This is a genomic window from Priestia sp. FSL H7-0729, from assembly GCF_038005685.1.
Lineage (GTDB): Bacteria > Bacillota > Bacilli > Paenibacillales > Paenibacillaceae > Paenibacillus.
Window position 1 is genome coordinate 355058 of record NZ_JBBOTQ010000001.1, and the last position, 18616, is coordinate 373673.

Consider the following 18616-nt stretch of genomic DNA (forward strand, 5'->3'; position numbering starts at 1 on the left):
GACTACACCACAATTAGCTAAAATGATCGACCATACGTTGCTTCGTGCGGACGCAACGCAAAGTGAAATGGCCAAGTTAACCGAAGAAGCGAAGCAATATCAATTTGCTTCTGTATGTGTTAACCCAGGTTGGGTTGCTTATGCTGCTGAGCAGTTGCAGGGTACTGGCGTAGACATCTGCACTGTTATTGGTTTCCCTCTGGGAGCATCCACAACGGAGACAAAAGCTTTTGAAACCAAGGATGCGATTGCTAAAGGTGCAACTGAAGTCGATATGGTCATTAACATCAGTGCTTTGAAAGATGGCAAAGATGATTATGTTGAACAAGATATTCGTGCTGTCGTTGAAGCGGCTGCGGGTAAAGCTTTGGTGAAAGTTATTATTGAAACTTGTCTGTTGACGGATGAAGAGAAAGTACGTGCTTGTCAGGCAGCTGTACGAGCAGGAGCTGATTTTGTTAAAACTTCTACTGGTTTCTCCACAGGTGGAGCAACGCCTGAAGATATCGCTTTGATGCGTAAAACAGTAGGTCCTGATGTAGGCGTTAAAGCTTCCGGTGGTGTACGTAGCCTGGAAGATATGCAGAAAATGATTGAAGCGGGTGCGACTCGGATCGGTGCAAGCTCTGGCGTGAAGATTATGCAGGGCGGTCAGTCTACATCTTCTTATTAAGCAAAAGCATCTTATCAGGAAAAGAAAAAGCTTGATAAATAAAAGTAATGTTATGTTCTCTGTACTTGAGGATTCGTCTCAGGTACAGGGAACACCATTTTACACTTATATTTTAATTAACGGAACTTATTGTAAGCGCTTCATAAGTTTTCTGAAAGATTACTTATAAAAATGCTTTTAGACACCCTTTGAGCTGAATTTCACATCCGGCTTAACTACCTTCAAAGGAGAGATCAAATGAAATTTCTAATTGCCCTTCTTGGTTTACTCGTTGTTTTTGGACTGGCTTATATCGCAAGCAACGGTAAAAAAAAGATTCGATATCGGCCGCTGGTCGTTATGATTGTTCTACAGATTATTCTGGCGTATGCCTTGCTGAATACGGGGGTCGGGACATGGCTGATTGGTGGATTTGCGACCGTATTTAAAAGTTTGCTTGATTATGCAAATGAAGGGATTGCGTTTGTATTCGGTGATTTGACGAAGGTTGAAGACGCAACTGGCGGTGTTCCGTTCTTCCTGAACGTCCTAATGCCGATTGTAGTCATCTCTGCACTTATTGGTATATTGCAGTATATCCGAATCTTACCTTTTGTTATAAAATATATTGGTCTGGTATTAAGCAAAATCAACGGAATGGGCAAACTGGAATCATATAACGCGGTTGCTTCGGCTGTATTGGGGCAATCTGAAGTGTTCATTTCTGTGAAAAAACAAATTGGGTTGTTGCCAAAACATCGGCTGTACACCTTGTGTGCTTCGGCGATGTCCACGGTATCGATGTCGATTGTCGGTGCCTATATGTCCATGATTGATCCGAAATATGTGGTTACGGCACTTGTGCTGAACCTGTTTGGCGGTTTTATCATTGCTTCCATTGTGAATCCTTATGAGGTTACAGAGGAAGAAGATATATTGGAAGTACAGGAAGAGGAGAAACAGTCCTTCTTCGAAATGCTGGGCGAATACATCCTGGATGGATTCAAAGTTGCCATCATCGTGGCTGCGATGTTAATCGGTTTTGTTGCCTTGATTGCACTTGTTAACGGAATTTTCAGCGCGGTGCTTGGCATTTCGTTCCAGGAGCTGCTTGGTTATGTGTTTGCACCATTAGCCTTTATTATGGGTGTTCCTTGGAAGGAAGCGATTCAGGCGGGAAGTATTATGGCAACCAAAATGGTATCCAACGAATTCGTCGCCATGCTTGCTCTAGCGAAAGAGACATTATTGTCTGCCAGAACAACAGGGATCGTATCCGTCTTCCTCGTATCGTTCGCCAACTTCTCCTCCATCGGTATTATTGCCGGTGCGGTGAAGGGACTTCATGAGAAACAAGGTAATGTGGTAGCCCGCTTCGGTCTGAAACTGCTTTACGGTGCATCGCTTGTCAGTGTATTGTCGGCGATCATCGCCGGACTGTTCTTGTAAACCGGATTATTGGAAGGAGTGCTTAGGTTATGTCAACATTTAAAAGAGTACATCTAATCGTTATGGATTCTGTAGGGATCGGCGAAGCGCCAGATGCAGCAGAATTCGATGATTTTGATGTGGATACCTTCGGTCACATTGCACGTGAACGCGGAGGTCTGAACATGCCTCACATGGCCAGTCTCGGACTGTCCAACATCAAAGAAATTGAGGGTGTTCCTGTAGCGGATACACCTAAAGCGTATTATACCAAGATGCAGGAAGCATCCAGAGGCAAAGACACCATGACAGGTCATTGGGAGCTGATGGGTCTTTACATTGATACACCTTTCCGTGTGTTCGAGAATGGTTTTCCCGATGAGTTGATTCAGCGCATTGAGGAGAAAACGGGCCGCAAAGTAATCGGTAACAAACCGGCCAGCGGCACGGAAATTCTGGATGAGCTGGGTGCAGAGCATGTTGAAACTGGCGCGCTCATCGTCTATACATCCGCGGATTCGGTTCTGCAAATTGCAGCACATGAGGATGTTGTTCCACTGAAAGAACTGTACGAGATCTGTGAGTTTTGCCGTGAAATAACACTCGAAGATCCGTACATGCTCGGCCGCATCATTGCACGTCCATTTGTAGGGGAAGCAGGTAACTGGAAACGTACTGCGAATCGTCATGACTACGCGCTCAAACCTTTTGGTCGTACGGTTATGAATGAACTGCAAGATGGCGGATTTGATGTGATTGCCCTGGGTAAAATCGCAGATATCTATGATGGCGAAGGTGTGACCAAGGCTGTTCGTACCGTCTCGAACATGGATGGCATGGACAAGTTGTCTGAGACGATGGATGAAGAGTTCACTGGACTCAGCTTCCTGAACCTGGTTGATTTTGATGCCCTGTATGGTCACCGTCGTGATCCGCAAGGGTATGCTCAGGCGCTTGAAGACTATGATGCAAGACTGCCAGAGATTTTTGCCAAAATGACCAACGATGACCTGCTGCTGATTACAGCTGACCATGGTAACGATCCGACCTATCGTGGTACTGACCATACACGTGAATATGTACCTCTTCTTGCTTACTCTCCACGCTTCAGTGAGGGCAAAAAGCTTGATCTGCGCAGCACATTTGCTGACCTTGGCGCAACCGTAGCCGAGAACTTTGGAGTGAAAATGCCAGAATACGGCACCAGCTTCTTGAAGGATCTGAAATAGGTTTTTACGAAAATGGGATAGGAGACATCGGAGTAGCTCTGCTGCTCCGGTTCCTGCCATCATAATAGACTATATATTACTGGAGGAGATTCATTCATGAGTACACATATTGGAGCAAAACCCGGAGATATCGCAGAAACAATCCTATTGCCAGGGGACCCTTTGCGCGCGAAGTATATTGCAGATACGTACCTTGAAGATGTTGTATGTTACAACGAGGTTCGTGGAATGCTCGGTTACACAGGTACATATCATGGACACCGTATTTCGGTGCAAGGTTCAGGAATGGGTATCCCGTCCTTTGCAATCTATGCTAACGAGTTAATCAGTGAATATGGCGTGAAAAACCTGATCCGTGTAGGTACTTGTGGCGGTATGCAAGAGCATGTACGTGTACGTGACGTTATCCTTGCACAAGCAGCATGTACAGATTCCAGCATGAACAAGCACGTATTCGGTGGATATGACTTCTCGCCAATCGCTACGTTCTCTCTGCTGAAAGAAGCATATGACCGTGCAACAGCTAAAGGCATGAAGATTCACGTCGGTAACGTGTTCAGCTCCGATTCTTTCTACCGTGACGACCGTTCCGTCACTGAGAAATTGATGAAGCACGGCGTACTCGGCGTAGAGATGGAAACAACAGCATTGTACACGATCGCTGCCAAGTTTGGTGTTAACGCACTGACCATCCTGACGGTAAGTGACCACCTTCTGACAGGCGAAGAAACATCTGCCGAAGAGCGTCAAAAAACGTTCAACGACATGATGGTAGTAGCTCTGGAAACAGCAATCACACTGTAATTGTTGTATTTTATATTCATAATCATTTGATTTTTATCGAAACTTTTGTTCGAAGCACGGAGTGAAGGACCTGGAATCGATTCTGAAGAAGCGTTAGCGCTCGCCTAAAAGCTTGCTGAAAGAAAGCTGCTTCGGAAGGATACGCTGTCTCCGAGTTTTCTCCATTGCAAAATGGATCGAAAAAACTTGGAGACAACAGCGATCAGAATTATATTCAAACATCATTTGATTTTAATCGAAGCATTTGTCTTAAGCACGGAGTGAAGGAACCGGAATCGATTCTGAAGAAGCGTTAGCGTTCGCCTTTGTCTCCGAGTTTTCCCATTGCAAAAAGGATCAAAAAAACTTGGAGACAACAGCGATCGGAGGAACGATCCGGGGCCGGAACGCTGTAACTACAACGTGTTCTATACAATCAATTTCACACACAAGGAGAGATCATCATGAGAATGGTAGACATTATTGCCAAGAAACGCGACGGAAAAGAACTGACAACAGCTGAGATTGATTTTGTTGTTCAAGGATACACTCAAGGAGAGATCCCGGACTATCAAGTCAGCGCATGGGCGATGGCAGTATTTTTCAAGGATATGACAGACAAGGAACGCGCGGACCTGACCATGTCGATGGTGAATTCCGGTGAAACGATTGACCTGTCTGCTATCGAAGGCATCAAAGTAGACAAGCACTCCACAGGAGGGGTTGGCGATACAACAACACTGGTGCTCGCTCCACTCGTAGCTGCGCTGGATGTTCCTGTTGCCAAAATGTCCGGACGTGGACTTGGTCACACGGGTGGTACAACAGACAAGCTGGAATCCGTTGCTGGCTTCCACGTAGAGCTTGAAAAAGAAGAGTTCATTCGACTCGTGAACGAGCACAAGGTTGCCGTTATTGGGCAAAGTGGTAACCTCACGCCAGCTGACAAAAAGCTCTATGCTCTGCGTGATGTAACAGCTACCGTTAACTCGATCCCACTGATCGCCAGCTCCATCATGAGTAAGAAAATTGCGGCAGGTGCAGATGCTATTGTATTGGATGTTAAAACGGGTGCCGGTGCATTCATGAAAACAACAAAAGATGCTAAAGAATTGGCACATGCTATGGTAAGCATCGGTAACAATGTTGGACGTAAAACGATGGCGGTTATCTCCGATATGTCCCAACCACTGGGTCTGGCGATCGGTAATGCGCTTGAAGTGAAAGAAGCCATCCTAACCCTGCAAGGTAAAGGACCGAAAGATCTGGAAGAGTTGTGTCTGGCTCTTGGACGTCAGATGGTATTCCTTGCTGGCAAGGCAGATTCCTTGGAGCATGCTGAGGAGAAATTGAAAGAAGTGATCCAGAACGGTAGAGCATTGGAGAAATTCAAAGATTTCCTGGCAAACCAAGGAGGAGACTCTTCGGTTGTGGATCATCCAGATCGTTTGCCACAAGCACAATACCTGGTTGAAGTCCCAGCAGATAAAGACGGCTATGTTGCTGGAATCGTCGCTGACGAAATCGGAACGGCAGCAATGCTGCTCGGCGCAGGCCGTGCAACGAAAGAATCCGAAATTGATCTCGCTGTTGGTCTGATGCTGAACAAAAAAGTCGGCGACCCAGTCAAAGCTGGTGAGTCCCTCGTAACGATCCATGCCAATCGTGAAGACGTAGCAGACGTCATCGCGAAGATCAAAGAAAACATTACAATTGCGGATCATGCCGATGCGCCTGTATTGGTTCATGATATCGTAACCGAATAATAAATCATCAGAGTAGATGAGATGAAATCTCACTCCTGACTGAACATGAAAGCCCCGAAGCTATGTAATCCATAGTTTTGGGGCTTTTTTGTTGTTGAATAGTGCGCTGTTAAATGATAGCGATTACCGGCTCTTTATTTGTTCATACGCTATCACGGAATCGGCACTCGTATAAATGTAAGGGGTGGACGGCTCGGATACAGGTGTCACCTTTGTGGCCCGAATCTCAATGGTATCCTTACCGTTCACCTGTGCCGAGCCGATGTTGCCATCGATTTGCACCCAACTGTCTGTAGGGAAGCTATCCGCTTCCGGGATGTGAATCATCACGCCGAAGGGAGCCGCATCAGCAGGGCAGCACATGACGAGAAATCGCCCGAGTGCAAAATGTGATTCATGATCCATGCTTTTGTCACGATAAACGAAACCGGTTAAGGAGATATCTTTGCCTGCAAATTGTCGCTGGAACATATCAATCGTGCCGAGGGTTTCAGAGAAGATCTCGGGATAGACTCGGATGACCTGTTCTGCATACAACTTCTCCGCCAGTTCAGCGAATTCGCGGCTATACTCGTCTGGGGGAATGAACTGTACTTTGGTGGCCGATGCAGGCTGAACGGTCGTTGGTTTTTGTGTGAGATCTTGTACATTCAATTGCGCTGCCGGATCAGGTAAAGGTTCTTTCCGACGAATCTCGGGAGGGGCATAGGTGAGAGACATACCTTTCTGACTGGCCATGGAGCTGCCGAGAGCCCGATCAGGTAACAGAAATCCCAGCAACAAGGGTATGGCAATCAGGCCATATACCATTGAACTGCGAAGGAACCCTGAGGGCGGTGGATGCTCACAGTCACAATGAATCTCGTTTCTACTGAACAGTCCATGCCAGGCCATGATAACAGCGATAAACAATAAGGGAACAGGGCAGCATAGCAACAGTTTTTGCATGGTAGGAGCCAGATAATAATGAAGCGAATCACTAGAGTTCAAGTTAATAATGTAAACTGCCAACCCGCCGATCCAGACCGCACGGATCAAGTTATGCCATTGGATGACGTGTGACCATGGAATAGGAGGTTTGTTCATCGTATTAATAGTGTGGTTCATAACATCACCTCATTTCTATTCATCTTCAGTAAGTTAGTTCATGGGATTAACCATTCAGGTCATGAAGTATGTTGCTCAACCTTTATACCAGCAGATTAATCAACCACGAGCCGGCGAAGACGAGTGTAATAATGGCTAGACTTAGCCCAATAACAAACCGGGTACGGAAGGTTGAGAGTAACATGAGCGTGCTTTTGAAATCCAACATTGGACCAAGCACAAGGAAGGATACCAGCGGCCCCAGTGCAAACGTATGGGAGAACGCAGAAGCCACAAAAGCATCCGAAGTGGAGCAGAGAGACAGGACATAAGCAAAGCCCATCATGAACACGTAAGAGGCGACAGGGCCATTGCCAAGTGAGATCAGATCGCTGCGGCTAATGAATGTCTGGATGCAGGCTGTAATCAGTGCACCGATTACCAGATATTTGCTCATATCGACGAATTCATCTCCGGCATGGATAAAGAAGCTGCGCCAGTTTTTCACATGGTTATGGTCATGAGCATTTGCAGGAGCATGAGGTTGAGCCATTTTAAATCCGGGATGCGTCTTAACCTCTGTCACTGCGACTTTTGGCAACCGAAGGGGATTACGACGAACGAATACATACACGAGCATGCCTATAGAAGCTGCTACGGCAAAGGCGAGTCCCATGCGGGCGATGGTAATCTCAGGATGGGAGGGAAAGGCGAGCAAGGTAGCAGTAAATACAATGGGATTGACGACAGGACCGCTCAATATGAACGTAACTGCGATATAGGCAGGCATGCCTTTGTGCATCAACCTTCTTACGACCGGGATCATGCCACATTCACAGATGGGAAAAATAATACCGAGCAGCCCCGCAACCAGCACACCGCCGATCGGATTCTTGGGCGTGAGTTTGCGGACCATTTCTTCGGATACAAACCACTGCATGAGCGAGGACAATAACACACCCATGAGCAGAAATGGTGCGGCTTCAAGAAAGATACCTATGAATACGGTTTTCATATTTTGCAAAGCTTCACTGTTCCATGCTTCCTTCAAGTCTGGAGCCATTGTGATCAACACGGGAACAAGAAATGCACAAGGGATCAGCAAGGACAGGAGCTTCAGATTGGCTGCCATTTTCATGAAACAGACCTCCACAACTAGGACTTTACCAAAATATATGCTTGTACGTGCGGCAACATACATCTTTCCTATGTTCTAATCAACATTTTTACGATTAATTAAGATTCTTCAACATAGTAGAGTTGACAAAAGAAAAGGCATAGGCTAAGATTGTTAAATAGTAATTATTACGATTAAATAAGAGGAGGCAACAACCATGAGAGTCATTGTAACCTTAGCCTGCACCGAGTGCGGGGACCGCAACTATACAACAACCAAGAACAAACGTAACCATCCAGAGAGACTTGAGATGAAGAAGTACTCCCCACGTTTGAAGAAAATGACGATCCACCGGGAAACCAGATAAATTTTTTTGTTATTTTTAAATCGTAATATTTACGAAAAGAGGGAGAGGCATGATACTATCCTCCATGCGTGATGTTGTATTTGGATATGGCGAAGAGCCGGTCATTGATCAACTGTCGCTGGATATCCATGTGGGAGAGTTCATAGGCATCACAGGTCCCAATGGTTCTGCCAAAACGACCCTGTTAAAGCTGCTGCTAGGGCTATTGAAGCCCTGGAGCGGCACGATACATATGAATCCGCAGTTAAAACGTGGGAACAAGTTCAATATCGGTTACGTGCCCCAGCAGGTTGCATCGTTCAATAGTGGATTTCCCAGTACGGTGAATGAGCTGGTCCGGTCGGGGTGTTACACCAGGCTAGGACTATTCCGCAGCTTCACAGCAGAGCAGGCTGCCATCGTTGAACGCAGTCTGCGGGAAGTTGGCATGTGGGAATATCGGAATACACGTGTCGGTGAGCTGTCCGGTGGACAAAAGCAACGGATCTGTATTGCAAGAGCTATGGCTGGGCAACCGCAGGTTCTGGTACTGGATGAGCCTACAACGGGAATGGACCGCCACAGCCGTGAAGGGTTTTACAATCTGATGCGCCACTATGCTGATGTTCATGGGTTAACGATTATTATGGTTACTCACGGACTGGAAGAGATGGGAGATCGATTGGATCGAACGATTACTTTGGAGCGGCAAGAAAGTGAGGAATGGCAGTGTTTGAATACGAATTCATGCAACGTGCCTTCTGGGCAGGTGGACTGATTGGAGTCATCGCTCCAATTCTCGGGGTCTATCTGATGCTCAGGCGGCAGGTCCTTATGGCAGACACGTTATCCCATGTCTCACTCGCAGGGGTTGCGCTCGGTTCGGTCATGAATCTTAACCCGGTGATCTGCGGATTCGCGATTGCAATTATTGGTGCATTACTGGTTGAACAACTTCGGCGAAGTTACCGTACCTACAGCGAGGTACCTGTGGCGATCATCATGACTTCAGGGCTGGCTCTTGCTGTGGTGTTGATGAGTCTGAAAACCAATCTGTCCAAGACATTCAGTTCATACTTATTTGGATCTATTGTCGCGGTTAGCGATATGCAGTTGTGGATGATGGCCGGAGTATGTGTCATAGGTTTGCTTTTTTTCATCCTGCTCCGAAGACCGCTCTATAACTTTACCTTTGATGAAGAGACAGCTTCCATTGGGGGCGTTCAGGTGAGAGGTTTATCGTTTGCCTTTGCCATTCTGACAGGAATGACTGTAGCTTCAGCCATGCCGATCGTCGGTGTGTTACTGGTGTCTGCTCTCATTGTATTGCCTGCTGCCTTGGCACTCCGAGTGTCTCGCAGTTTTACAGCAGCCATCATTGTAGCGGTAATTACAGGATTAATCGGTATTTTTAGCGGACTCACAACATCTTACCATCTAAATACACCACCGGGAGGAACAATTGCACTCATCCTGTTGGTCATCCTGTTGACTGGAATATCAGCGCAAAAGCTGATTGCACGATATAATCGCAAACGTCATCGTAAAGAAACGAAATCACAGCACGTCATCCTGATCAACCATTCTAGGAGGAATACATCACATGAAATTCAGTAAAAAAGCTACGCTCGGATTGTTGTTCAGTCTCACACTTATCGTCGCAGGCTGCGGACAAAAATCCGCTTCTGATGCAAATACAGCTTCGACAGGCACTTCCGTTCCAGTCGAGACGGAAACCGCAAAATTAAACGTGCAGGTCAGCTTCTACCCGATGTATGAGTTCACCAAAAATGTGACAGGTGATCTGGCTGATGTGCATACACTCGTTCCAGCAGGAATGGAGCCTCATGATTGGGAGCCAACACCACAAGATATTGCCAGCATTGAAAAAGCGGATGTACTTGTATACAATGGTGCGGGTATGGAATCATGGATGGATCAAGTAAAAGACAGCCTTAGTAGCGGAAAACTTGTTCAAGTGGAAGCAAGCAAAGACATCGATCTGCTTGAAGGTGGAGAACATGACCACCATCATGAAGATTCGGAGGCAACAGAACACGACCATGACCATGACCCTGCAAATGGAGCGACTGCAGAGGAACATGATCACGATCATGCGGTTGAAGTCACTACGGAAGAACACGACCACGATCATGACGCTGAGGCGGAAGAAGGACACGGGCACGATCACGGTGGACTGGATCCCCATGTATGGCTGTCACCTGCATTGGCTGTCAAAGAAGTACGTAATATTGAAGCAGGACTGGCGCAGGCCGCCCCGGAACATGCTGAACAGTTCAAGCAGAATGCAGATACCTACATTGCTCAACTGGAGTCACTGGATCAAGATTTCAAGGCGGCTGTGACGGATAGCAAACGCAAAGATTTTATCACACAACACGCTGCATTTGGCTACCTTGCCAAGGAATATGGATTGCAACAGGTGCCCATCGCAGGCTTGTCTCCTGAGCAAGAACCTTCGGCAGCACAGATGGCATCTGTCATTGATTTTGCGAAAGAGCATCAGGTGAAGACAATTTTCTTCGAAACACTGGTTTCATCCAAAGTGTCTGAGACGATCGCAAGTGAAGTGGGAGCCAAAACGGCTGTATTAAACCCGATCGAGGGACTCACCGAGGAAGAGATCGCGGCAGGAATGGACTACATTAGCGTGATGAGACAAAATTTGGAGGCTCTGAAACTGGCGCTGAACGAATAATAAAAGATCAGTTTGATGCCTCTCACCGAAAAAGGTACAATAATACAACATGCTGAGGAATGGATTGCCATTCCTTTCCCTTTTTGCAAAGCAGAGAGCACAGTGATGTGCTCTCTCTTTGTTTAAATAAGGTGACCGGATCAAGGAGAACAGGAGGAAGCGTTGCATGAATTTAAATGAGGAACATGAAGTGCTGTTAAGTGAACAGCCTGCCCATCTGTGGAGAAGACGCAAGCTGGAGCTGATGCACTGGACGGAACGTGACAAACATACGGTATCCGCGAAGAAAACAGAGATTTGGAACGGTGTTGAAGTCGATGCCGAACTCGTGAAGGCACTGTCCATACTTCAGAAGGCGGGGGTAAAGACGGAATTTTCATGTGCAGGGGTGAGTCCGCTTGACGAACCTGTCGATCATTCGCTTTATGCTTATGTTACTCTGGTACAAAGTGAAGTTGCAGATCAGTTCGTGCACTATGCGCTCCATCGGATGCGGAATCGACTGCTTGTTACGCTAGAGGCCGAAAAAGGCCGCTATGATTTGTCTTCTTTTTTCATTGGACACAATCGGAGCTTCTGCTGGTGGATGGAGCACTGCGCCTTACAGTTTGGAAGCCGAAACGAATCGAGTGAAAAAAGCGTAGTATAAAGGATAGGCTTCATTTGAAGGTAAAGGAGGTATGACACGATTGAATAAGTGGGTCAAAACGATACTTTTTCTGCTAGGCTCCGTCTTTCTAACACGGTTCATTCCATTCTCGTCCTTGTTCCGTAACCTGGATACGATGATTCACGAATTCGGTCATGCACTAATGACACTGGTGTTATCTGGTAAAGTGCTGCGGATTGAATTGTACGCTGATCATAGCGGTGTAACGTATTCATCCATGCTGACGCCAGGCAGATCCATATTGGTTTCTCTCGCGGGATATATCAGTGCATCCTTGTTCGCCTGGCTATTGTTCTACTTATATCGCAAAGGCTTGCATATGTGGGGACTTGGGATTATGACGGCTGTCGCTCTGGTTTCGCTCCTGTTATATGTCAGGGGGGAGTTCGGCATGTTATGGTTGACCGGGTTCATCGTTCTGAATGTGGTCATCATGATATTTGGCGCCAAGATCGTGAAATTCTATTATCTGCTACTGGCGTTTCTTACGCTGGAAGAGTCGGTCGTCAGTGCCGTATACGTTGGATTAATGTCCTGGACTCAGCCTTCACGGGCAGGGGATGCGGCGAATCTCGCTCAGCAGACATTCCTTCCGGCGCTATTCTGGGGAACACTGTTTGCTTTGTTTGCACTGTGGTGTGCCAAAGGTGCGCTTACACTCTTTTTCCGGAAAGAAGGCACTTCGCGTTCATCACGTTCTCGGGGATTACGAAGAGCGTAACGAATATAAAGTTATATCAAAGCAAAGAAGGCACTTCCTTTCTTCATATAAAGGAAAGTGCCTTTTGTATTTGGGCTTACATCTGATATTAAAAGCATTAAATTTAATCTCCAAGATTATCCCATAGCACATAAAAGTAATATATCTCTTCCATAATCGCTTTATCATCCTCTGCCGCAACGCCGCCCTTGATCCGCGCAAGGGTGCCCAGAATATCATATATGGTTTCACGCTCGACACTGAACTGAATGCGGTTGACGATTTTATCCCAGGCATTCATGGCGTAATTCACTTGAGATTGGGCTTCAGTCCACTTTTTGCCCTCAACATCTTTCTCTAAGGTTTGTATAGATTGAAGCAAGCGATCATCGGTGCCAAAGGGCTTTTTTAGAAAGGCTCCGCTAGCCATAATTGCAACGAACACAAGAATGAGGAAGATCGGAAGCACATATAACAGCCAGAAACGCGTTTTCATTCAACCGCCTCCTTGATGTAAAGAGTTTAGAAAGGCCCCTCATAATCACCCATATCGATTTTTTCAGTGATTTTATCCTTGAACAGATCCACATACAATTTGTCATTGGGCAATATGGCGGCAAAAGCAATATCTTGTATCGTAATCTTTTGCTTTTTCAGCTGCTCGCTGAGCCAGTTAATGTCTTTGTTTCTTTCTTCCAGATTTTGCTTAATCAGCAGGCCATCAATGATAATCTCGGTCATCAGCTTGCTCTTGGGTGGGTGCATATGCATGTCTTTCGCGGTGACAGGTTGATTCTCAGGTTTCAAAACAACAGAGAGGCTACCGTCCGGTTCCAGGATAGCATAATCCAGCGTTGTAATATCAAATACATCCTTTTGCCGCAGCATCATGGTTAATTCGTCAAATTTGACTCGCATTTTACTCAGGTTCTGTTCGAGAATTTTACCGTTTTGAATGATTAAGGTGGGGTCAGAGTCCATTAATTTGGAGATGGTACGATTCTTGAGTGTAATGTACTGAAAGATGATTGTAATGATTGTGAAAATGGTTAAGGCCACAAAATGAATCCACGCTTTGGACGAGAGATCCGTTGCAAACGTTCCCGCAATGGAACCAATTGTGATGCCGTTAATGTAATCAAAATACGTTAAGTTACCCATTTGCTGTTTGCCCAGCACCCTTGTATAGATGATCAGGGTCAGGAAGGCAATAATAGATCTAACTGCCACAACCCATGTTTCTTCCATCATATATGTATCACCTTCCTTTACTTCACTTCTCCAATTCTCTATGACAAGCATTTCCTAGGCTGGGTGAACTTATGCTTGAACGCAAAAAACCGACACATGGATAAGTATTCCAAGTATCGGTTTCAAAGCGAAGCACTCGCCTTTATCGTTATACACCAGAGTACGCCATAAATCCACCATCTACTGGAATGACTGTGCCAGTGACAAATCCGGACTGTCTTTCATCCGCAAGCCACATCAATGTGCCCAGCAGATCTTCCGGTTTGCCGAAACGGCGCATGGGTGTATGAGCAATAATTTTACTGGAACGCTCCGTAGGTGAGCCGTCGGGTTGCAGTAATAGATTACGGTTTTGCTCAGTCAGGAAAAATCCGGGTGCAATAGCGTTCACACGAATACCGGATTCGGCCAGATGAACGGCGAGCCACTGCGTAAAGTTGTTAATGGCTGCCTTCGCAGCGCTGTACGCAGGAACTTTCGTCATGGGCGATGGGGCGCTCATGGAAGAAATGTTGATGACAGTGGCAGGTACATCCCGCTCTATCATATGTTTTGCAAAGATCTGAGTGGGGATGAGAGAACCAACAAAATTCAGATCCATCACCTGACGAAATCCCTCTACAGATACATCGAAAAACGTAGTGACATCATTCTGCGCCAGATCTTCCAATCTGAAAATTTCATTCGTGGTGTTGGCACTGGCGTTATTGCCACCGGCGCCATTAATAAGAATATCACAGGGTCCAAGTTGCTCCAGCACAGCATCTGCCGCCGCTTGCACGCTCTCAGCCTGGGTTACGTCACAGGCAACAGCAATCGCCCTGCCACCCTCAGCTTCAATTGCAGCTACAACTTCTTGTCCCTTGGACACGGTACGGTTCAGAATGGCTACACTTGCACCATGGCGAGCGAGTTCTTCCGCCATGGACCGGCATAATACCCCAGCACCTCCGGTGATTACAACTGTTCTGCCTTCGAGACGAGTTGAGCGTTCATATTGGTGTTCACTCATGCTTTTGCCCTCCTTTGCAGGGAATCCCAGACGCCCCAGAGATACATGATTCCCAAAGCCCGGTCATAGAGTCCATAGCCAGGTCGGCACTGTTCTCCCCAGAGATGACGACCGTGGTCGGGTCTTGCATAACCTTCATAACCGATATCGTGATAAGCCTCAACAACCCCTGCAATATCAACACTGCCATCCTGACTGCGATGTGAGGTCTCGATAAAGTCGCCGTTTTCGTAGATTTTGACATTACGAATGTGGGCAAATGGAATCCGATCCTTGAACTCGTGGATCATCCCGATAATGTCATTATCAGCACTCGCTCCCAAAGATCCGCTGCATAGTGTCACGCTATTATATGGGCTATCATATAGATTTAAATATTTTCGTACATTATCCTGACTCGTAATAATCTTCGGTAATCCAAAGATTGGCCAAGGCGGATCATCCGGATGGATGGCCATTCGAATCCCCAACCGTTCGGCTGTAGGCATAATCTCTTGCAGGAAATAACGTGCGTGCTCCCACATATGATCCTCGGTTACATTCTTGTAGGCTTCAAAGAGACCTGTCAAATACTGCAATCGTTCCGGTTCCCAACCTGGCATGGTGAGTTCAGAGTTTTCGGTAATGCGTCGAACCAGTTCCAGGGGTTCTATATCTGCGAGTTTACTGTGCTCATAAAAGAGGGCAGTTGAGCCATCCTCCATTTCCTTGTGCATATCCGTGCGAAGCCAGTCGAAGATTGGCATGAAGTTGTAACAGATGACCTTAACGCCCACTTGAGCCAGTTTCTCCATCGTTTTAATGTAGTTCGCAATGTATTTATCTCTTGATGGCAGACCCAACTTGATATCCTCATGAATGTTCACACTCTCAACGACATCCAGATGTAACCCCGCCTTGTCCGCTGCCGTTTTGACAGCGAGTATCTTATCCATTGGCCATTCCTCGCCAGCGGGAACATCGTGCAGTGCCCACACAATACCTTCTACACCCGGAATCTGCCGGATATGATCCAGCGTTACCGTATCATTGCCTTCGCCGAACCAGCGAAAAACCATTCTCATCACGTTCACCTCATCATGAATAGTAGTAAGAAAAATGCAGTCATTGAAAATAGGAAGGATATGTATCCTGCAGGACAGCCAAATCGGTGACAGTTAAATGCAAGTGGTCCTGCATCAGTCGCTCTGCTGTGTCAGCATCATGCTGCTCAATGGCCTTGACCATCGACAGGTGCTGTTCAATCAAGTGATCCCACTGATGATCCGAGGACAGGCGTAACATGCGACTTCGATTCAAATGTACATTCATCTGCTGGATAACCGTCCAGATGTTGCTTTTATTGCAGCCTGCAAAAAGAGTGCTATGGAATTCCTCATCCAATTGAAACATTCGTTCATCATCCGGTTTGATCCTGCATTCCTGCTGCCACGCAAGGTTCTGTTCAAGAGCTACCATCTGTTCTTTCGGAAAGTTCTCGCAGGCAAGCCTGATTACGGCTCGTTCGAGCTGTTCACGCATGAACCTTGCTTCCTCAACGAGATCGACCTGAATCAGAGAGACGTATGTGCCACGCTGTGGGTACACTTCCAGCAGACCTTCCTGAGCAAGCCTTACAAAACTCTCTCGAACAGGAGTCCGGCTCACCTGGAATTCCAGCGAAATTTCCTTCTCAGAAATAGCTGTTCCCGGAGGCATTTTCAGACTCAGAATGAGTTGTTTCAGCGTGAAGTAAACGACATCTCGCGTTGAGTAAGATTGCTTATTCATGGAAGACATGCTGCTCGCAACAGATAGCAAACCGGCTTTGGATGATAACTTTGGGGTATATTCCACAACTTCAACTCCTTCATTGACATACTACCATACTTGTATGGTAGTATGGAAGCGCTTTATCAGCATTATATTAAATTTAGTTGACGATTCACTTGCAGTTCAAGGAAATGCAGAGTACAATTCAGTTTATTGGGTTCGAATGTTTAAACCAACAGACGCATATAACGGAGAATTTATACGTTAGAATATTATAAAGAAATCGTATAGAGGTGAAACCATGGGACAGAAAGCAATCAGCGTTTTCCAAACCTGTATCCCGTTATTTCAGGTGTTAAGTGACAACCATCGTCAAGCCATTTTGCTGACACTCACCGAGAAGGGCAGAATGACGGTGAATGAAATTACCGAACAATCCAGCCTGTCCCGGCCAGCTATATCTCATCATCTCAAGCTGTTGTTAGAGAAGGGACTCATATCCGTGGAACAGAAAGGCACACAGCGCTATTATTCGGCTTCATTGAGTGCATCGGTGGAACTATTGAAGGAACTGGTAGCTGCTTTGGAAGAAGAGTGTCTGTAGATTAATAGTGGTAGTGATAAAACATGCTTTTGCATGTACCTAATAGGTTCGTAAGTTTAAACGCTTAATCCATATTAAATAGAGGAGCATGTATATATGACAACAATGAAACAGGAAGTAACCAGTCAACAAGTTGAACAGATTTTGGAGCAGCAACGACAGTTTTTTCGTTCCGGGGCCACACGATCGGCAGAAGCTCGAATTGCCCGTCTGACCCTACTCAAGCAGGCCATTCAAAAGTATGAGACCAGACTGACAGAAGCGCTATATCAGGATTTGGGCAAAAGTGAGTTCGAATCCTACACAACCGAGATCGGATTTATGATGGACAGCATCACACACACCATTCGTAAAGTGAAGAAATGGGTGAAACCCGTTAAAGTGAAAACGCAAATGGCACTCATCGGTTCCAAAAGTGTTATTATACCTGAACCCTATGGGTCTGTTCTAATCATCGGACCTTTCAATTATCCATTTCAACTCTTGATCGAACCGTTGGTAGGTGCAATTGCGGCAGGCAATACAGCCGTGCTCAAAGCGTCAGAGAATACACCTGCGGTGTCCGCTGTGGTACGTGAAATGATAGCTACCGTGTTCGAACCGGCATACGTTCAAGTACTTGACGGTGCCAAAAACACAACGACAGCGCTGATTAACGCGCCATTTGACTATATCTTTTTCACAGGCAGTGTACCGGTTGGCAAGATTGTAATGGAGGCAGCTGCCAAAAATCTTGTTCCCGTTACGTTGGAACTGGGAGGCAAGAGTCCGGTCATCGTTGATGAGCAGGCGGATATCAAAGTAGCTGCCCAGCGCATTATATGGGGCAAACTGCTCAACACAGGACAGACATGTATTGCACCCGATTATTTGCTCGTGCATGAGCGCGTGAAGGAATCGTTAATTACAGAGATGAAAGCAGCGATCGTATCCTTCTTTGGTACGGATATCCAGCAGAATAAGGACTATGGGCGAATCGTGAACAAGGGTCATTTTAAGCGTCTGACAACTCTGATTGAACGGGATCAGGCCAAAGTGATATATGGTGGCGCATCGGATGAGGAAGACCGTTTCATTGAACCTACATTAATTGATGCGGAATCCTGGGATGTAGCGACGATGGAAGATGAGATTTTTGGACCGATTCTGCCGATCATCAGCTATCGTAAGCTCGATGAAGCCATTGCGGAAATCGTAAAGCGACCGAAACCGCTCGCCTTGTATCTGTTTACTTCCGACACCCAGATTCAGGACAAAGTACTACGCGAAGTTTCTTTTGGCGGGGGCTGCATTAACGATACCATCACACATGTTGCGAATCCACGTCTGCCATTTGGCGGTGTTGGTCATTCCGGTGTTGGCTCATATCATGGCAAGTACAGCTTCGAAACCTTTTCCCATCTGAAAAGTGTACTGAAAAAAAGCACCAAATTGAATCTGCCAATTCTGTATCCACCGTATGATAACAAGCTGAAGTTGATTAAGCGTTTGTTGAAATAAA

The 18616-nt window shown here is 46.3% G+C and carries 20 protein-coding genes; 13 read left to right on the forward strand and 7 right to left on the reverse strand.

All coding sequences use genetic code 11. The features are described from left to right. Positions 1–22: 22 nt before the first annotated feature. The 5 genes from deoC (at position 23) to MHH93_RS01600 (ending at position 5858) form a co-directional block, all read left to right on the forward strand. The gene (gene deoC / locus MHH93_RS01580) at positions 23–673 is read left to right on the forward strand and encodes a deoxyribose-phosphate aldolase (protein WP_500053294.1); all 651 of its coding nucleotides are present in this window, start codon (positions 23–25) and stop codon (positions 671–673) included. A gap of 237 nt (positions 674–910) precedes the next feature. Next, on the forward strand, positions 911–2101 hold the full coding sequence (locus tag MHH93_RS01585; RefSeq protein ID WP_500052428.1) for a NupC/NupG family nucleoside CNT transporter: 1191 nt from the start codon (positions 911–913) through the stop codon (positions 2099–2101). A 29-nt stretch (positions 2102–2130) separates the two neighbouring features. After that, the gene (gene deoB / locus MHH93_RS01590) at positions 2131–3309 is read left to right on the forward strand and encodes a phosphopentomutase (protein ID WP_500052430.1); all 1179 of its coding nucleotides are present in this window, start codon (positions 2131–2133) and stop codon (positions 3307–3309) included. 96 nt (positions 3310–3405) lie between these two features. After that, positions 3406–4113, forward strand: a complete 708-nt coding sequence (deoD, locus tag MHH93_RS01595) for a purine-nucleoside phosphorylase (protein ID WP_500052432.1) — start codon at positions 3406–3408, stop codon at positions 4111–4113. Between the two features lie 443 nt (positions 4114–4556). Beyond that, positions 4557–5858, forward strand: coding sequence for a pyrimidine-nucleoside phosphorylase (locus MHH93_RS01600; protein WP_500052434.1), 1302 nt, complete (start codon positions 4557–4559; stop codon positions 5856–5858). A 123-nt stretch (positions 5859–5981) separates the two neighbouring features. Here MHH93_RS01600 and MHH93_RS01605 read toward each other — a convergent pair whose 3' ends face one another. Both MHH93_RS01605 and MHH93_RS01610 read right to left on the reverse strand, forming a co-directional pair. Further along, positions 5982–6965 (reverse strand): TIGR03943 family putative permease subunit, encoded by a 984-nt coding sequence (locus MHH93_RS01605; RefSeq protein ID WP_500052436.1) that lies wholly within the window; start codon positions 6963–6965, stop codon positions 5982–5984. A gap of 82 nt (positions 6966–7047) precedes the next feature. Continuing rightward, a complete protein-coding gene (locus tag MHH93_RS01610; RefSeq protein WP_500052438.1) occupies positions 7048–8082 on the reverse strand; it encodes a permease in 1035 nt (344 codons plus the stop codon). Between the two features lie 196 nt (positions 8083–8278). Between MHH93_RS01610 and rpmG the strand changes: the two genes are divergently transcribed. From rpmG to MHH93_RS01640, 6 genes are all read left to right on the forward strand, one after another. Then, complete coding sequence (gene rpmG, locus MHH93_RS01615; RefSeq protein WP_036613813.1) at positions 8279–8428, forward strand: 50S ribosomal protein L33; 150 nt, start codon at positions 8279–8281, stop codon at positions 8426–8428. A 49-nt stretch (positions 8429–8477) separates the two neighbouring features. Next, the gene (locus MHH93_RS01620) at positions 8478–9185 is read left to right on the forward strand and encodes a metal ABC transporter ATP-binding protein (protein ID WP_500052442.1); all 708 of its coding nucleotides are present in this window, start codon (positions 8478–8480) and stop codon (positions 9183–9185) included. Further along, positions 9131–10024, forward strand: a complete 894-nt coding sequence (locus tag MHH93_RS01625) for a metal ABC transporter permease (RefSeq protein ID WP_500052444.1) — start codon at positions 9131–9133, stop codon at positions 10022–10024. Before MHH93_RS01620 ends, MHH93_RS01625 begins: the two co-directional genes overlap by 55 nt. Beyond that, on the forward strand, positions 10011–11126 hold the full coding sequence (locus MHH93_RS01630) for a metal ABC transporter substrate-binding protein (RefSeq protein WP_500052446.1): 1116 nt from the start codon (positions 10011–10013) through the stop codon (positions 11124–11126). Before MHH93_RS01625 ends, MHH93_RS01630 begins: the two co-directional genes overlap by 14 nt. A gap of 166 nt (positions 11127–11292) precedes the next feature. After that, the gene (locus tag MHH93_RS01635) at positions 11293–11775 is read left to right on the forward strand and encodes a hypothetical protein (protein ID WP_500052448.1); all 483 of its coding nucleotides are present in this window, start codon (positions 11293–11295) and stop codon (positions 11773–11775) included. Positions 11776–11815: 40 nt separating this feature from the next. After that, positions 11816–12517 carry a M50 family metallopeptidase gene (locus tag MHH93_RS01640; protein WP_500052451.1) on the forward strand — a complete coding sequence of 234 codons (702 nt, stop codon included), beginning with the start codon at positions 11816–11818 and terminating at the stop codon, positions 12515–12517. 103 nt (positions 12518–12620) lie between these two features. Here the strand turns inward: MHH93_RS01640 and MHH93_RS01645 are convergent, their stop codons facing one another. The 5 genes from MHH93_RS01645 to MHH93_RS01665 form a co-directional block, all read right to left on the reverse strand. Beyond that, entirely contained in the window at positions 12621–12992 is a 372-nt protein-coding gene (locus tag MHH93_RS01645) for a DUF4363 family protein (RefSeq protein WP_500052456.1), read from the reverse strand. Positions 12993–13018: 26 nt separating this feature from the next. Further along, positions 13019–13747: a DUF421 domain-containing protein gene (locus MHH93_RS01650; protein WP_083684362.1), complete on the reverse strand. Its 729-nt coding sequence runs from the start codon at positions 13745–13747 to the stop codon at positions 13019–13021. A gap of 148 nt (positions 13748–13895) precedes the next feature. After that, positions 13896–14759, reverse strand: a complete 864-nt coding sequence (locus MHH93_RS01655) for an SDR family oxidoreductase (protein ID WP_339307963.1) — start codon at positions 14757–14759, stop codon at positions 13896–13898. Next, positions 14756–15823: a mannonate dehydratase gene (gene uxuA / locus MHH93_RS01660; RefSeq protein ID WP_500052462.1), complete on the reverse strand. Its 1068-nt coding sequence runs from the start codon at positions 15821–15823 to the stop codon at positions 14756–14758. Before uxuA ends, MHH93_RS01655 begins: the two co-directional genes overlap by 4 nt. A gap of 40 nt (positions 15824–15863) precedes the next feature. Continuing rightward, positions 15864–16538 carry a GntR family transcriptional regulator gene (locus MHH93_RS01665; protein ID WP_500053295.1) on the reverse strand — a complete coding sequence of 225 codons (675 nt, stop codon included), beginning with the start codon at positions 16536–16538 and terminating at the stop codon, positions 15864–15866. 274 nt (positions 16539–16812) lie between these two features. On the opposite strand from MHH93_RS01665, the gene MHH93_RS01670 reads away from it, so the two are divergent. Next, positions 16813–17115, forward strand: a complete 303-nt coding sequence (locus MHH93_RS01670; RefSeq protein WP_500052463.1) for an ArsR/SmtB family transcription factor — start codon at positions 16813–16815, stop codon at positions 17113–17115. Between the two features lie 96 nt (positions 17116–17211). Continuing rightward, positions 17212–18615 carry an aldehyde dehydrogenase gene (locus tag MHH93_RS01675; RefSeq protein ID WP_500052464.1) on the forward strand — a complete coding sequence of 468 codons (1404 nt, stop codon included), beginning with the start codon at positions 17212–17214 and terminating at the stop codon, positions 18613–18615. Position 18616 lies beyond the last annotated feature (1 nt).

What these genes read in the sequence shown, in the direction of transcription:
- MHH93_RS01645 (WP_500052456.1), bottom strand. Translation starts at nt 12,992, where the DNA reads ATGAAAACGCGTTTCTGGCTGTTATATGTGCTTCCGATCTTCCTCATT.
- MHH93_RS01675 (WP_500052464.1), top strand. Translation starts at nt 17,212, where the DNA reads ATGACAACAATGAAACAGGAAGTAACCAGTCAACAAGTTGAACAGATT.
- rpmG (WP_036613813.1), top strand. Translation starts at nt 8,279, where the DNA reads ATGAGAGTCATTGTAACCTTAGCCTGCACCGAGTGCGGGGACCGCAAC.
- MHH93_RS01665 (WP_500053295.1), bottom strand. Translation starts at nt 16,538, where the DNA reads ATGTCTTCCATGAATAAGCAATCTTACTCAACGCGAGATGTCGTTTAC.
- MHH93_RS01605 (WP_500052436.1), bottom strand. Translation starts at nt 6,965, where the DNA reads ATGAACCACACTATTAATACGATGAACAAACCTCCTATTCCATGGTCA.
- MHH93_RS01630 (WP_500052446.1), top strand. Translation starts at nt 10,011, where the DNA reads ATGAAATTCAGTAAAAAAGCTACGCTCGGATTGTTGTTCAGTCTCACA.
- MHH93_RS01635 (WP_500052448.1), top strand. Translation starts at nt 11,293, where the DNA reads ATGAATTTAAATGAGGAACATGAAGTGCTGTTAAGTGAACAGCCTGCC.
- MHH93_RS01650 (WP_083684362.1), bottom strand. Translation starts at nt 13,747, where the DNA reads ATGATGGAAGAAACATGGGTTGTGGCAGTTAGATCTATTATTGCCTTC.
- MHH93_RS01655 (WP_339307963.1), bottom strand. Translation starts at nt 14,759, where the DNA reads ATGAGTGAACACCAATATGAACGCTCAACTCGTCTCGAAGGCAGAACA.
- deoC (WP_500053294.1), top strand. Translation starts at nt 23, where the DNA reads ATGATCGACCATACGTTGCTTCGTGCGGACGCAACGCAAAGTGAAATG.
- MHH93_RS01625 (WP_500052444.1), top strand. Translation starts at nt 9,131, where the DNA reads ATGGCAGTGTTTGAATACGAATTCATGCAACGTGCCTTCTGGGCAGGT.
- uxuA (WP_500052462.1), bottom strand. Translation starts at nt 15,823, where the DNA reads ATGAGAATGGTTTTTCGCTGGTTCGGCGAAGGCAATGATACGGTAACG.
- deoB (WP_500052430.1), top strand. Translation starts at nt 2,131, where the DNA reads ATGTCAACATTTAAAAGAGTACATCTAATCGTTATGGATTCTGTAGGG.
- MHH93_RS01620 (WP_500052442.1), top strand. Translation starts at nt 8,478, where the DNA reads ATGATACTATCCTCCATGCGTGATGTTGTATTTGGATATGGCGAAGAG.
- MHH93_RS01600 (WP_500052434.1), top strand. Translation starts at nt 4,557, where the DNA reads ATGAGAATGGTAGACATTATTGCCAAGAAACGCGACGGAAAAGAACTG.
- MHH93_RS01610 (WP_500052438.1), bottom strand. Translation starts at nt 8,082, where the DNA reads ATGAAAATGGCAGCCAATCTGAAGCTCCTGTCCTTGCTGATCCCTTGT.
- MHH93_RS01670 (WP_500052463.1), top strand. Translation starts at nt 16,813, where the DNA reads ATGGGACAGAAAGCAATCAGCGTTTTCCAAACCTGTATCCCGTTATTT.
- MHH93_RS01585 (WP_500052428.1), top strand. Translation starts at nt 911, where the DNA reads ATGAAATTTCTAATTGCCCTTCTTGGTTTACTCGTTGTTTTTGGACTG.
- deoD (WP_500052432.1), top strand. Translation starts at nt 3,406, where the DNA reads ATGAGTACACATATTGGAGCAAAACCCGGAGATATCGCAGAAACAATC.